The organism is Streptomyces platensis (assembly GCF_008704855.1).
GTDB lineage: Bacteria > Actinomycetota > Actinomycetes > Streptomycetales > Streptomycetaceae > Streptomyces > Streptomyces platensis.
The window spans coordinates 7,468,093-7,482,765 of record NZ_CP023691.1 but is presented as its reverse complement, the minus strand read 5'-3'; the positions used below and the strand labels follow the sequence as shown (position 1 = coordinate 7,482,765).

Here is a 14,673-nt window from a genome sequence, read left to right as displayed (position 1 = left end):
GTCAGCTCGCGCAGGCCTGGTCGGCGACGGTGACCCGGTCGATATGGGCGGCGAGTTCGCCGACCGTCATGGCCAGGATCTGGTCGATGTCCTTCTCCGCGAGCAGGCCGAGGAAGTCCACCGAGGGGCCGTAGCGCTGCTGAAGAAGTTCGGCCAGCGCGACGAACTCGATGCTCTCCAGGGCCAGATCGTCGTTGAAGGTGGTGGCGCCGGTGATCTCGCCCACGACGAGGAGTTCGTCGCCGACGACGCTCACCAGCATGTCGGTGATCTCGGCCAGGATCGTCCGGGTGCGCTCGGGGAGCGGGTCAGCTGCCATGGGTGGCCTCCGTGGGAGTGAGGGTGTCGGTGCCCGTACGGTCCTCGGGCCGCGGCCCGGTCCAGGCGACGACATGGCGCCCGGACAGGTCGTCGACGGAGTCGAGGTGGACGAGGTGGGGCCGGCCGTCCGGGGAGACCACCCGGAGCGCGCCGCCCGGTGCGGGCGTCACGACCCACTCCAGGGGCCGCCGGCCCGGGCCGCTGCCGGCCGCCTTCGCGGCGGCCTGCTTGGCGCACCACAGTGCGGTGAGCCAGTAGGCGCGGCCGGTGTGCCCGGGCGCACGTGCGTGGAGGTCGTCCGCCAGGCGGCGTTCGGCCGGGGAGAGGGCGATCCGTTCGAGGGCCTGCGGATCGTCGGTGACCCGCTCGATGTCGATGCCGACCGGGCCCGACCGGTGGGCGAGGGCGACGGCGAGCCGGTCCTTGTGCGCGAGCGTGAGATGGAGGCCGTGGGCGAGCGGGCCCTCGGCGCGGGGGCGGCCGTGCCCGTCGGTGCCGATCCGGATCTCGGCCGGGAAGACGGGCCCGGCTCCCGACTCCCACAACAGTTCCCGCACCGCGTCCTTGGCCGCGATCCGGCCCAGCAGCCACGGCGCGCGGGCGCGGGGCGCGCACCCTTCGTAGCGGTCCCGCTCGGCCGCGCCCAGATAGCGGCGCATGACCAGCTCCTGCGAGGCCGGGTCCGACCAGCGGCGCCGGGCCAGGCACCAGCCGCCCGGCCGGGGTTCCCCGATACCGCACACCTCCGGAGTGAACTTCATCGGCCACACCCGCTCATCGGCACCGAAGCGCCTGTACGTCCAGCCCTCCAGCCGCGCCCACACCCGGCCGTCGGCACCGCACAGCTCCACCTCGCCGCGCACCGAACCGGCCCTGACCTCGCGGATCCGGGCGGTGGCCGCCAGCAGTGCGCCCGCACGGGGCGGCGGGCCGTAGAGCCGTACGCGGTCCAGCGACGCGGGGAAGACCAGCCGGTCACCGCTCAGTTTCAGCTGCATCCAGTGGCCGAGGAGCTGCCCCGCGGCATCCAGCAGGGCACCCGGCGCGGGCAGGGCCCGCAGCGTGCCGCGGATGCCGTCGGCGGCGAGCGTGCGGACCTCATGGACCCCGGCGAACGCGGGCCCGTGGAACATCCACCGGTCCCGGTAGAGCGCCTCCGCACTGACCGGCGCCGGCTGCCCCGCCGTCAGGCCCGCGGGGTCGGGGGGCGGCGGCGCCGGGTACTGCGCCCCCAGGTGGACGGTGACGGCGGCGTAGTCCCCCAGACTCACCCGCACCCGGCCGTCCCCGCCGGGCGTGGCGCTGACGGCCAGGTCCACGGGCGGCGCAACGGCCAGCCAGCGCAGGGCCCGTACGCCGGAGTAGCCGGTGACGACGCCCCCGGGGCACACCTCCCGAGCCGCCTCGGCGGCAAGCTCCAGCAACGTGGTCATGGGAACGACGGGGAAGCGGTCGGCTGGCTCGGGCCAGCCGTCGGGCTGGAGGTAGACGCAGTGGTCGCGGACGTAGGGGAGGGTTTTCAGGGAGAGGTGGTGGAGGGTGTGGTGGGGGGTGGGGGGTGCAGCAGCGGCGGCGCTGGGGACGGTAGCGAGGGTGCGGGGTGCGGAGACGTCGCGGGGTGCGGCAGTGGCGGTGCTGCGGGCGTCTGCGGCGGCGAGCGCGGCGGCGACGGTGCGGGTGGCGGCCCGGGTTTCGGCGAGGATCGCGTCGAGGGCCTGCCGGACGGGCTCCACAACGGACGGCCGGGGGCAGGGCAGCGCTCCCCCGCCCCCTCCCCCTCCTCCCCCTTCGGGGGAGGGGGCGGGGGTGGGGGTGGGGGGTGGGGGTGGATCGGCAGGCGCGAGAACCGGCACACCGCGCGTCCCCCCACCGAGGCGGACCAGCGGCGAGTCGAGGTCGAGCCGTATCGTCGCGCCGGCTCCCTCCGGGACCGCGACGCGGCCCATCGCACGGTCCTTGGCCCGGGCCACCGTGCGGCCCGTAGCGCGATCCGGGGCCCGGTCCTCCGGAGCCCGGTCCACAGCACCGACCGTCACCACGCCGGAGCCGCGCGGTGGGACCGTCAGCCGGTCCCACCGTGGCTTCAGTCCCTCGGTCCACGACGCCGCCGCCAGTCTGCGGAGTTGGGCGGGGCCGCCGCGGCGGGGGTCGGCTGCCGTGACGGCGAGATGGTCCTGGCCGTGGAGGGTGTCGGAGACGAAGCCGGTGAGGCTGCCGGCGCCTACCTGGACGAAGGCGCGGACGCCCGTCTCGTAGAGCCGTCTGGTCAGCTCCTGGAAGCGGACGGGTTCCAGGAGGTGCCGCAGTACGAGCCGGCGGATCGCCGAGGGGCCGTCCGGGAAGGGGGCGGTGGTCGTCGCCGACCATACGGGGAGCCGGTGGTCCCGAAGCGGCAGGGCGTCGAAGGCGGTGCCGGTCTGATGGAGGTAGGGCGCCCACATCGGGGTGTGGAAGCCGGAGCGGAAGGGCATCTCCTGGGCCCGTACGCCCTGGCCGGCGAGTCTGCGTACAGCCTCGGCCAGTGGCTCCGGGGCTCCGCAGATCACCGACTGGTGCGGGCAGTTGTCGTGGCTGACCGCGATCCCTTCCAGGCCCGCGAGCGCGGCGGCCGCCTGCGGGGCGCCGCAGCCCAGGGCCGCGTAGACCAGGTCGGGTACGGCGAGCGAGCCGGGCCGCAGTGAGTCGAGGAAGGCGTCCACGGCCTGGGGCGGATACATGCCGGCGACCACCATGGCGGTCCATTCGCCGAGGCTGTGACCGGTCAACAGGTCGGGGGCGAGGCCCAGTTCGTCCAGCGCGCGGGCGAGCAGGCGACCGACGGCGAGGGTGTCCACGGCGCGTTCGACCAGACCGGTGCCGCCGGAGACCGCGGGCCGGGGCAGGGCCAGCAGGTCGGCGGTGTCGTCCACACGGGGCGGCGGCTCCGCCTCCAGCCCCGGGAAGAGGAAGGCGAGCCGCGCCCCTTCCTGCCGGGCGTACGGGCCGAAGAACGGGGTCGGGGTGAACCACACCTCGCCCCGGCCCCGCCAGGGCAGGCCACGGGCAAGGATCTTGGCGGCGAGCGCACGGCGCTGCGGGGTGGGGTCGAGGAGGGCGAGCCGGCAGGGGCCGTCGTCGGGCACGGGGGCGTCGAGGCCCGCCGACTCACCATCGCTCTCCTCCATATCCCTTAAGGAATAGGCCAGTTGGACGGGAGTGTCCGCGGCGAGCAGGACGACGCGCTCCGGCTCGGCCACGCGGAGCCGAGCCGTCTGCCGGGCCGCCTGCTGGGCCGTCTGCTGCGCCGCCTGCCGGTCCGCCTGCTGGTCCGTCCCCTCGACCGTGCGGAGCTGAGCCGACCGCAGGGCCGTTCGCTGCACCATCCGCTCGGCCGCCCGCAGCGGGGGCGGCCGGTGCGGGGGCGGCGCTGCCGGGGTCCGTCGGCCCGGGGCCTCCTCCAGAACGGCGTGGGCGTTGATGCCGCCGAAGCCGAAGGCGTTGACGCCCGCGCGCAGCGGTGCCCGTCCGGCGTCCCAGGGCTCGGCCTCGGTGACCGGACGCATCCGGGTCCGCGCCAGGCCCTCGTGCGGTTCGTCCAGATGCAGGGTCGGCGGCAGCGTGCGGTGGTGGATGGCGAGTGCCGCCTTGATCAGTCCGGCGATCCCGGCGGCCTGCATGGTGTGGCCGAGCATCGACTTCACGGAGCCCAGGCCGACCGGCGGGATGCCGGCGCCGGGCGGGCCGAACACCCGGGCCAGGGTGTCGAGTTCGACACCGTCGCCGACCGGGGTCCCGGTGCCGTGGGCCTCCAGCAGGCCGAGCGCGGCGGGGTGTGCGGGGTCCAGCCCGGCACCGGCCCAGGCCTGCTCCAGCGCGCTGATCTGGCCTTCCGGCCGCGGGCTCATCAGACCGGCGGCGCGCCCGTCCCCCGCCACTCCCGTCCCGCGGATGACCGCGTACACCCGGTCGCCGTCGCGCTCGGCGTCGGCCAGGCGTTTGAGGAGGACGACACCGGTGCCTTCGGACAGCAGGGTGCCGTCGGCCCGGCGGTCGAAGGGACGGATGTGCTGGGTGGGGCTGAGCGCCCGCAGCTGGGTGAAGACGCTCCACAGCGTGGCGATATGGCAGTGGTGCACGGCTCCGGCGACCATGAGGTCGCAGCGGCCGGCGGCCAGCAGATCGGCGGCCTGTGCCACGGCCAGCAGGGAGGAGGCGCAGGCCGCGTCGAGGGTGTAGGCGGGGCCGCGGAGGTCCAGCCGGTTGGCGGTGCGGGCGGCGGTGAAGCTGGGGACCAGGCCGATGGAGGCCTCGGGCTGTTCGGGGCCGAGGCTCGCCTGGAAGGCCTCCCGTACGGCGACGATTCTCGACTCACCTAATTCCGGGGCGAGTTCGCGCAGGGTGACGGCGAGCTGATGGGCCGTACGGACCCGCTGGTCGAGCCGGGCGGTGGCGACGCCCATGAAGCCGCCGCGGCCGAGGATGACGCCGATACGGGAGCGGTCGGCGGGCAGCCGCTCTTCACCGCCCGCGTCGGCGATGGCGTCGGTGATGGTGCGCAGGGCGAGCAGCTGATCGGGCTCGGCGCCCCGGACGGCGGCGGGCATGATGCCGAAGCGGGTGGGGTCGAAGGCGGCCGGTTCGGCCAGGAAGCCGCCCCGGCGGCAGTAGAAGCGGTCGCTGCGGGCGGGGCCCTGGGCGGCGTGCGGGTCATAGTAGATCTCCGGGTCCCAGCGGCCGGGCGGCACGTCGGTGATGCAGTCCGTACCGGCCACCAGGTTGCGCCAGTACGCGGCGAGGTCCTCGGCTCCGGGGAACAGCGCCCCCATGCCGACGATCGCGGCGTCCGTGGGCCGGGGGCCGGCCTGCCGGGCGGGTCTTTCACTCATCGCCCGCCCCCTCCCCGCCGGCCTCCGCCGCCAGCACGACCTGGGCCGCCGTGCCGTGGGCCAGTTCGTCCAGGAGGGCGGCGGCCGCGGCGTCGGGGTCCAGGAGCGGGATGCCCCGGCGGGCGTAGGCGCGCGCCAGTTCGGGGGTGACCATGCCGCCGCCCTCGGCCGCCCACGGGCCCCAGTCCACCGCCAGGACACGCCGGGACGTGCGGGCCGACCAGGCCGTGGCAAGGGAGTCCAGGGCGTCGTTGGCGGCGGCGTAGTCGGCCTGGCCGCGGTTGCCGAAGACCCCGGAGACGCTGCCGAACAGGACGAGGAATCCGGTGTCGTCATCGGCGGCGGACAGCAGATGGCGGGCGCCGTCGACCTTGGTGGAGAAGACCCGGGCGAACGAGGCCGGGTCCTTGTCGCGCAGCAGCTTGTCCGCCAGGGCGCCGGCGCCGTGCACGATCCCGTCGAGGCGGCCGTGCCGGGCCCGGATGTCCCGCACCACGGCGTGTACGGCGGCCTCGTCGGTGACATCGGCCGCGTGGTAGCGCACCGAGGCGGCGAACGGGGCCAGGGCGGCGAGGGTGGCGGTGATCTCGCGGCGGGCCAGGACCGCACCGGCGGCCGCCTCGATCTCGGCGGGCCGGCGCAGCCCTTGGGCGAGCAGCGCGGCGCGCAGCGCGATGCGGTCATGGGCGTGGGCGAGGGCCGGGTCCTCGGGGGTCTCCCTCAGGGGCGTCCGGCCGAGGAGTTCGATATGGCACCCGTACGCGCGGGCCAGGGCGAGAGCCGTACGGGCGGTGATGCCGCGCGCCCCGCCGGTCAGCAGCACCACGGAACCGGCACCGAGCGACGGCCGGCCGAGATCGGTCCGGTCGTCCGGCAGGGGTACGGGGACGGTGCTCAGGGTGGTGCGGGTGCCGTTGGTGCGGCCGACGACGACCGGTTCGCCGGGGGCGCAGAGTTCGGCGAGGAGGTGGGCCGCGAGGCGTTCGGGGCGGTCCTTGGGGTTGAGGTCCACCGCGCGGATCAGGACGTCGGGGTATTCGAGGGCGGCCGTACGGGCGAAGCCGCGCAGTCCGGCACCGGGCAGTGGGTCGGGAGCGTCCGCGGTGGCGTCCTGGCCGAAGGTGCCGCCGGCCGCGGTGGCCAGCAGCAGACGGCGGGCCCCGCCGGTCAGGGCGGTGCGCCAGGCCTCGAACTGTCCGGGCAGTACGGCACCGCGGCCCGCCCGCAGGGCGCTGAGGTCCACCACTCCGCCGGTCCCGTCGGCGGCGCACCGGACCAACCGCTCGGCGGGGACGGTACGTACCCGTGCGCCATGGCTCTCCAGCAGGGCGGTGAGAGCCAGCGCCACGCCCTGGCCGTCCTCCACCACGACGAAGTCACTGCCCGCCACCACTTCGGCGGGCGGCCGGGCCACGGGCGGACCGAGCGGGGTGACCCGGACCAGGGAGCGGGTGGGACGCAGCGGCACCGGGCCGCGGTCGGATTCCTCCTCCGGGGCGAGCGGGTCTCCGGTGAGGGGCGCCGTAGCGGGTGCTGCGGGCGGCACCGACGCGGTCGGGGCAGCGACCGTGGCGCCCGGCGCGGTCGGCACAGGCACGGATTCAGCGGGCGCCGACGGGGGCTCCGGGCGGGCGGCGGCGATCCAGTCGACGATGCCGCTGATGGTCTTGACGCGGGCGAGCTGTTCCACGGCCGACTCCATGGCCCCGTCCGGATCCTGCGGCAGTCCGATCCGGTCGGCAAGCGCGCCGACGATCTCCACGCGCTTGATGGAGTCCACCGAAAGGTCCGCCTCCAGGTCGAGCCCGGCATCGAGCATCTCGTGGGGGTATCCGGTCCGCTGGTGGATGATCTCCCTTACGGCTTCGAGGAGTTCGGCGGGACTCAGGGGATGTGGGCCGGTGGCGGGCGGCTGCGTGATGGTGGCGTCGGCAGCGGTCGCGGGCCCGACGGCGGCTCCGGCCCCGGCTCCGACCCCGGCCCCGGTCCCGGCCCCGGTCCCGGCAACTTCGGTATACGGCGAGACAGCCCACTCCTGGACCGAAGCGGAGTCGACCACCTGGGCGGGCGGCACGGCCGATTCCCCCAAGTACCGCAACACCACATCCCGTTGGGACGCCACCAGCTCCCGCGTGGTGCGCAGATACTCCAGCACGACGTCATGCCGGGCGGCGGCGCCGGGAGCCACGCCAACGCCGTGAGCCGCGCCACCGCCGGGAGTCACGCGGCCCCCGTCGAGCGCCGCCGCACGCTGGCCGCCCTCCCTCCGCACCACGTCCTCCCCGCTCCCCCGGCTGTCCACCCGCCGGGCAGGGCGCAGTCCGCCGGGCAGGCAGGCGCCGTCGGCGGTGCGCACCGTGTGACCGTTCACCAGCCACCCCGGGCGGCGTGGCGGCGTGTCGGGCAGGGGTTGCGCACGGCCGCGGAACAGTGCCTCCGGGTCGACCGGGACCCCGGCCGCGGCGAGCCGCGCGAGGACGTGCGGCAGCCGGGCCAGTCCGGACTCGCCCGGTACGTCCAGCGCGAGGGCGGTGTGCGGACGTTCGCCGAGGATCTGCCCGACGAGGCCGGTGAGGGCCCGGCCGGGCCCGGCCTCCACGAAGGTGCGCACCCCGGCGGCGTACATGTCCTCGATCTGGTCCACGAAGCGCACCGGCGCGGCGACCTGGTCCGCCAGGGTGTCCCGCACCGCGGATGCCCCGCGGGCGTAGGGGCGCGCGGTGGCGCCGGACCAGACCGGGAGGGCGGGCGCGGTCACCTCGGTCGCGGCCAGTTCCGCGGCGAGTGCGTCGCGGGCGGCGGCGAGTTGCGGGCTGTGGAACGCGCAGGCGACCGGCAGGCGGCGCGCCTCGGCGCCGGCCGTGCGCAGCGCGGCCACGGCCGCTTCCACGGCGTCCGTGGGGCCGGAAATCACGCTCTGTTCGGGTGCGTTGTGATTGGCGACGACGACACCGGTGTCACGGGTCAGCTCCCGGACCCGGCCGGGCGCGGCCACGACGGCGGCCATCGCGCCGGGGTCGTCGCCGGCGGCGGAGAGGATCGCCTCGCCGCGTCGCGCACTGAGCCGGAGCAGCGCCTCGGTGTCGTAGGCGCCCGCCGCCCACAGGGCGGTCAGCTCGCCGTACGAGTGCCCAGCCGTGCAGTCGGGGCGTACTCCGAGGGCGGTGAGCAGCCGGTGGGCGGCGGCGGAGGCGAGGCCGAGCGCCGGCTGGGCGACCCGGGTGTCGGTGAGGGCGGCCTGCTGGGCGGCCCGGTGTTCGGGGGTGAAGGCGGCGGGCGGGAACATGGCCGCGACGCAGTCGGGATCGGCGTCGTCCAGGAGGCCGCGCAGGGCCGGGAAGGCGAGGAACAACTCGCCGAGCATGCCGGTGCGCTGGCTGCCCTGGCCGGGGAAGAGGAAGGCGAGCCGCCCGGGGTCGGTGTCGTGAGCGCGCGGGTAGACGCCGTCGGCGGCGGTGAACTGGCGGGCGGGGAGCAGCTTGGCGGCGAGATCGTCGAGGTCCGCGGCGACCAGGCAGACCTGGAGCGGCCCGTCCGCCGCGGCGGTCTCGGCGGCCAGGTCACGCAGCTGCCAGGGGCGTCCGGCCTGGTCGTTCTCCGCCAGCCGGGCGGTGAGACGGTCCATGGCGCGTACCGCGGCGGACCGGTCGGCGCCGCGGAAGCAGAAGAGCTCGGCAGGCCAGTCCGTCAGGGCGTGGGCGGGTTCGGGGGCACCGTCGTAACCGGCGAGCACCGCGTGGTAGTTGGTGCCGCCGAAGCCGAAGGCGCTCACTCCCGCGATACGGCGTGCCACGGGGACCGGCCAGGGCCGGGCATGGCCGGTGTCGAAGCGGAACGGGCCGGTGTCCGCCTCGGCCGGCCGGGTCAGATGCAGGGTCGGCGGCCGCACCCCCGCGTGCACGGCACGGGCGGCCTTGATCAGTCCGGCCAGGCCGGCGGCGCATTTGGTGTGCCCGATCTGCGATTTGACCGAGCCGAGCGTGCAGCTGCCCGGGTTCGCGCCCGCGGCTTCGAACAGCTCGGTGAGGACGGCGAGTTCGGTGGTGTCACCGACGACGGTTCCGGTGCCGTGGGCTTCGAGGAGGCCGACCTGGGCGGGGCTGATCCCGGCGCGGTGGTAGGCGCGTTCCAGGGCCCGCCGCTGGCCCTCGGGCCGTGGTGCGGTCAGTCCGAGGGACCGCCCGTCGCTGGAGGTGCCGACCGCTTTGACGACGGCGTAGATCCGGTCGCCGTCCCGTTCGGCGTCCGTGAGGCGCTTGAGGACCAGACAGCCGACGCCCTCGCCGAGCGCGATCCCGTCGGCCGCCGCGTCGAACGGGCGGCAGCGGCCGGTCGGGGACAGGGCCTGTACGGAGGCGAACATCAGGTAGTCGTTGATGCCGTTGTGCACATCGGCGCCGCCGCACAGCGCCATATCGGCGTCGTGGTCGCGCAGTTGGCGGCAGGCCAGGTCGAGTGCGGCGAGCGAGGAGGCGCAGGCGGCGTCCACGGTGCAGTTGGCGCCGCCCAGGTCGAGGCGGCTCGCGATGCGTCCGGCGATGACATTGGCGAGCACGCCGGGGAAGGAGTCCTCGGTCAGCCGGGGCAGTTCGGCGTCGAGAGCGGGGGGCAGGTCGCCGAGGTAGGCCGGGTGCAGGGCGCGCAGCCCGTAGGCACCGGCCAGTTCGGTGCCCGCCTCGGCGCCGAACACGACGCTGGTACGGGCGCGGTCGAAGTCGCGGCCGGCGTATCCGGCGTCCGCGAGGGCTTTGGCGGCGGCGTCGAGGGCGAGCAGCTGCACCGGTTCGATGCCGGTGAGGGAGGCCGGGGGGATGCCGTGGGCGAGGGCGTCGAAGGGGAGGGCGGGCAGGAAGCCGCCCCAGCGCGAGGGGGTGCGCTCGCCCGCCCGCGCGGGGTCCGGGTCGTGGTAGGTGGCGGCGTCCCAGCGGTCGGCGGGCACCTCGGTGACGGAGTCGACGCCGGTGACGACATTGGACCAGTAACGGGCCGCGTCGGGCGCGCCGGGATAGCAGCAGGCCATGCCGACGATGGCGATGTCCAGCGGCGCCGTGTCCCGGTGGTCCGGCTGCGCGGCCGGGGGCCGGAACTCCGCCGCACGCAAGGTCAGTTGGGCGGTGGCTCCGTCGGTCACGGCCGTGTGCAGCGCGGCGACGGTGGTGGTGGCGTGGCGGACGGTGGCGGCCTGGCCCAGCATGTACAGGCCCTCCCGGCGCTGGTCGCGCTCCCCCACGGGGGCGGGCGGCCCGGCGTCGGTGTGCCGCAGGCCCTTGCTCGCGATCCGCAGCCGTCCGAGGTTGCGCCGCTCCAGCTCCTCCCAGCGGTCCCGGGGGTCGGTGCCATGGGCGGCGAGGCGCCGGTCGGCCGCGGCGAAGTCCTCGGTGTAGGCGGTGTCGGCGCAGCGCGTGGCATGGCCCGGGGCGGTCCGCAGCAGTACGGTCCGGTCGCAGGCCAGGGCGGTGTCCTGGAAGCCGGGGAGGACGGCGCCGGTGGCCACGGCCTCGTCCGTGAAGAGGTAGGCGGTGCCCATCAGGACGCCGATGCGGGCGCCGAGTTCGGCGAGCGGCGCGGCGGCGGCCGCGGCCATGGCGGCCGAGCGGGCGTCGTGGATACCGCCCGCGAAGAGCACGTCCAGCTCCTCGGCCGTCCCGCCGTGTGAACGGGCATGCACGATCAGCCGCTCGATCTGCTCGTCCCACAGCGGGAAGCTGGCCCGGGGGCCGATGTGCCCCCCGCACTCCTGCCCTTCGAAGACGAACCGCCGGGCGCCTTCGGCGAGGTAGCGCTCCAGCAGGCCGGGCGCCGGGACATGGAGATAGGTCCGGGTCCCGGCGGCTTCGAGGGGCGCGGCCTGGGCGGGCCGTCCGCCGGCGATCAGGGCGTACTCGGGGGCGAACTCGGCCACCGCGGCCAGCTGTTCGCGGCGGAGTTCGGGTGGGGCGAAGCCGAGCAGGCCGACGCCCCAGGGTCGTTCGCCCAGCCGCTCGGCGGTCTCGGCCAGCAGCCGGCGTACCTGTGCGCCGTCCATGACGGCGAGCGCGAGAAAGGGCAGCCCGCCGTCGTCGGCCACGGCGGCGGCGAATGCGGCCTCATCGCTGACCCGGGTCATCGGCCCCTGAGCCACGGGAAGATGGCGGGCGCCGGGGCGGCGGGCGAGCGGACGCAGGCGTGCCGCGGCGTCGAGATGGCCGGTGAGGGCGGCCCGTACGGCCTGCACGATGCCGCCGGTGGTGCGGTGGCGCGCGGCGAGCCGGGCGGCGAACGCACCGTCCTGGCCGATCGGCAGCAGCTGGGTCCGCAGATCCCGGGCTCCTAGGCGGGCGGCGATCCGGTCGGGGTCGGGGTCACGGCCGGGGTCGTGGCCGGCGGTCCCGTCCTCCGCTCCCCCGCCACCCACTCCCCCGTCCTGCGCCTCCCCGGCTTCGTCGCCCACCGCCGGCAGGCGCAGGTCCGGGCGGGTGAGGACCCGGTGGCCCGCGACGAGGGTGGTCTCGCTGCCGTCCATGGCGCGGATCGCGGCGGCGACCGCCCGGGGCAGCCGCTCCTCGCCCTCGGTGGTGAGCGCGAGCTGGGAGTCGAGCAGCACGCCGGCCGCCCCGCCGGCCACGGCCGCGGCGGCCGTGTGCGGGCCGATGCCCCCGGCGGCGAGGACGGGGACGGTCACGGACGGGTCGGCCAGCAGGCGCTGGAGCAGGACACAGGTGGTGAGTTCACCCACCCGGCCGCCCGACTCATGGCCGCGGGCGACGAGCGCGGTGACCCCGGCGGCACACGCCGCCGCGGCCTCCTCGGGGCTGGTGACCTCGGCCCAGACACGGCGCCGCCCGGCGTCGGCCCAGTCCGCCGGCCGACCGGTGGCCGGGCCGTGGGCGGGGGCGACGTCCGGCCCAGGGGCGACGTCCGGCTCGGGGTTCGCCCAGGCCCGGGGGGCGGGCTCCGGCTCGGGGTTCGCCCAGGCCCGCGGGTCGGCGAGCAGCACGGTGTCGACCGCCACGGGCAGATCGGCGGGTGTCAGCGGGCACCCCACCGGTATCCGCACGCCGTAGGACAGCGTCCCGAGCCGGGCGAGCGCGGCGCGCGCCGGGCCGGGGTCCCGGCCGAGGTCCAACAGACCCAGCGCGCCCGCGCGGGCGGCCGCGAGGACGATCCGCTCGCCCGGTTCCTCGAACGGCGAGAGCGCCACGACGAGATCGCGGGTGGCGGCCTCGCGCCCGGCGGGGGCGGGCCCGGGGTGTGCCGACCCGGCGGTCCGGGCGGCAGCGGCGGGCCCGGGGCCGTAAGGCGCGTCGGACCCTGGGCCGGCGGGCGGAGCGTCCGGGCCGGTAGATCTGGAAAGGGGGGTGCCGGGGAACGGGGGCCGGGGGACCACGGGCGCTCCTTCTGCCGGGGGCGAACACGCTGACCACTGCCACCTGCGGTAACCAGCGGTAGCCGCTGATGCCGCGTTGCATCGTGAGGCCACCCCCGTGCACTGTCAACGCAACTGCAACAGGCAGTGGTTGAATGCGCCAAGGTCACGACGGCGGCCCCCGGACCACCCCGTGCCCCCGCCGCCCCCGCGCCGACCTGCGCTTTGCTGCCCCGCGCCGCCCGCGTACCGGCCCCGCCGGGCCGCTCCGCCGCCGCGGCGGCGACCGAAACCCGACCCCCGGGTCACCCGGGAGCTGTCACCCGACGGTGCCCTCCGCTGAACCCCCGGCCGGTGTTCCCGTATGGCCCCGCCCCCTCAGACCGCCGGGCTCGCCGCCCAGCTGGCCAGGAGGGTCAGGCGGTCCGCCGTACGGGAACCCGGTTCCGGCGTGTAGACCACCAGCATCTGATCCGGCTCCCCGGTCACCGTCAACGTCTCGTACGGCATGGTGAGTTCACCCACCACGGGGTGCCGCATCCGCTTCGCCCCGTACGTCTTCTCCTTGACCTGGTGGTCCGCCCACAGCCGGCGGAAGTCCTCGCTGCCCAGCGAGAGTTCGCCCACCAGCGTCGCCAGTCGTTTGTCCCGTGGGTGGTTCCCCGCGTCCAGGCGCAGATAGGCGACCGTCTCGGCGGCCACCGCGGGCCAGTCCGGATAGAGCTCATGTGCCTGCGGGTTGAGGAACACCTGGCGCGGCATATTGCGCTCCTCGGCCGGCATCTGTGAGAAGCCGGCGACGGCGTCGCCCAGGGCGTTCCACGCGAGCACATCCATCCGGCGGCCGAGTACGAACGCGGGCGCCTTCTCCATGGTGTCCAGGAGGAGGCGCAGTCCGGGGCGGACTCGCTGGGGCGCGGGCCCGGCGGCGGCCGTGCGGCGGGCGGCGGGCCTGGCCACCGTGCGCAGATACTGCTGCTCGGTGTCGTCGAGGCGCAGGACGCGCCCGATGGCGTCGAGTACGGCGTCCGAGACGGAGGGGCCGCGGCCCTGTTCGAGGCGGATGTAGTAGTCGACGCTGACGCCCGCGAGCTGGGCGACCTCCTCGCGGCGCAGGCCCGGAACCCGCCGCCGTCCGTGCCCCGGCAGCCCGACTTCCTCGGGCCGGATGCGGGCGCGCCGGGAACGCAGGAAGTCGCCGAGTTCCCCCGTCAGGGATATATCCATGCGCTGATCCTAGGCGCCCGGGACGCTCCCATCCTGGTACTGGCGGACCCAGGAAAACGGCAGCCCTGGGTAAGTGCGGTGGCACGGCGCAGTGTGGTGATTGCCCCGGGAGACGCCCGGCGGCTCTCACCACCAGCCCAGGAGTTCTCCATGTCGTACGACACCCTCGCCGGCCGCACCGCTGTCGTCACCGGAGCCGCCAGCGGTATGGGCGAGGCCACTGCCCGGCTGCTCGCCTCGCACGGTGTGCGGGTGGCGCTGCTCGCCCGCCGGGCCGAGCGGCTGGCGGAGCTGGCCGCCACGATCGAGAAGGCCGGCGGGCAGGCCCTGGCGGTCGCCGCCGATGTCACCGACGCCGCCTCCGTGGATGCGGCGGCCGAGCGGGTGCACACCGCGTACGGTCAGGTCGATCTGGTGGTCAACGCGGCGGGCGTGATGCTGCCGAATCCGGTCACCGACGGCCGCGCCGACGAGTGGCAGCGCATGCTGGACACCAATGTGGCCGGCGCGCTGCGGGTCATCCGGGCGTTCACTCCGGACCTGATCGCGGTGGCGGAGGCGGGCCGGACGGCGGACCTGGTGAACATCTCCTCGATCGGCGCGCATATCGCGTTCCCCCACTACGCGGTGTACGGCGCGACGAAGGCCGCGCTGACCTACCTCTCGCAGTCGCTGCGCACGGAACTGGGCCCGCGTGATGTCCGCGTCACCAATATCGAGCCGGGTCTCACGGACACCGAACTGGCCGACCACATCGACAACGCGGAACTGGCCGGCCAGCTGGGCGGCATGTTCGACGCACTGACCGGATTGGCGGCGGACGACATCGCGGACCTGATCGCCTACACGACGAGCCGCGCCCGCCATGTGAACCTGCGCCAGGCGATCGTGCTGCCGACGCGGCAGGCGTGAGGC

Annotated in this window: 5 protein-coding genes; 1 reads left to right on the top strand and 4 read right to left on the bottom strand. The window is 75.6% G+C overall.

What is annotated here, in order from left to right; all coding sequences use genetic code 11:
• Nucleotide 1 precedes the first annotated feature (1 nt).
• The 4 genes from CP981_RS33045 to CP981_RS33030 all read right to left on the bottom strand — a co-directional run bounded on the left by CP981_RS33045 (nt 2) and on the right by CP981_RS33030 (nt 13,758).
• Nucleotides 2-319 carry a hypothetical protein gene (locus CP981_RS33045; RefSeq protein WP_085924984.1) on the bottom strand — a complete coding sequence of 106 codons (318 nt, stop codon included), beginning with the start codon at nt 317-319 and terminating at the stop codon, nt 2-4.
• A complete protein-coding gene (locus CP981_RS33040) occupies nt 309-5,186 on the bottom strand; it encodes a type I polyketide synthase (protein WP_085924985.1) in 4,878 nt (1,625 codons plus the stop codon). The genes CP981_RS33045 and CP981_RS33040 overlap by 11 nt, the downstream gene beginning before the upstream one ends.
• The gene (locus tag CP981_RS33035) at nt 5,179-12,366 is read right to left on the bottom strand and encodes a type I polyketide synthase (RefSeq protein ID WP_085924986.1); all 7,188 of its coding nucleotides are present in this window, start codon (nt 12,364-12,366) and stop codon (nt 5,179-5,181) included. The genes CP981_RS33040 and CP981_RS33035 overlap by 8 nt, the downstream gene beginning before the upstream one ends.
• 543 nt (nt 12,367-12,909) lie before the next feature.
• Nucleotides 12,910-13,758: a helix-turn-helix transcriptional regulator gene (locus tag CP981_RS33030; RefSeq protein WP_244329891.1), complete on the bottom strand. Its 849-nt coding sequence runs from the start codon at nt 13,756-13,758 to the stop codon at nt 12,910-12,912.
• Between the two features lie 150 nt (nt 13,759-13,908).
• Here CP981_RS33030 and CP981_RS33025 point away from each other — a divergent pair, with 150 nt between their 5' ends.
• The gene (locus CP981_RS33025) at nt 13,909-14,670 is read left to right on the top strand and encodes an SDR family oxidoreductase (protein ID WP_085924987.1); all 762 of its coding nucleotides are present in this window, start codon (nt 13,909-13,911) and stop codon (nt 14,668-14,670) included.
• The last annotated feature ends 3 nt before the right edge of the window (nt 14,671-14,673 follow it).

What these genes read in the sequence shown, in the direction of transcription:
- CP981_RS33030 (WP_244329891.1), bottom strand. Translation starts at nt 13,758, where the DNA reads ATGGATATATCCCTGACGGGGGAACTCGGCGACTTCCTGCGTTCCCGG.
- CP981_RS33045 (WP_085924984.1), bottom strand. Translation starts at nt 319, where the DNA reads ATGGCAGCTGACCCGCTCCCCGAGCGCACCCGGACGATCCTGGCCGAG.
- CP981_RS33025 (WP_085924987.1), top strand. Translation starts at nt 13,909, where the DNA reads ATGTCGTACGACACCCTCGCCGGCCGCACCGCTGTCGTCACCGGAGCC.
- CP981_RS33040 (WP_085924985.1), bottom strand. Translation starts at nt 5,186, where the DNA reads ATGAGTGAAAGACCCGCCCGGCAGGCCGGCCCCCGGCCCACGGACGCC.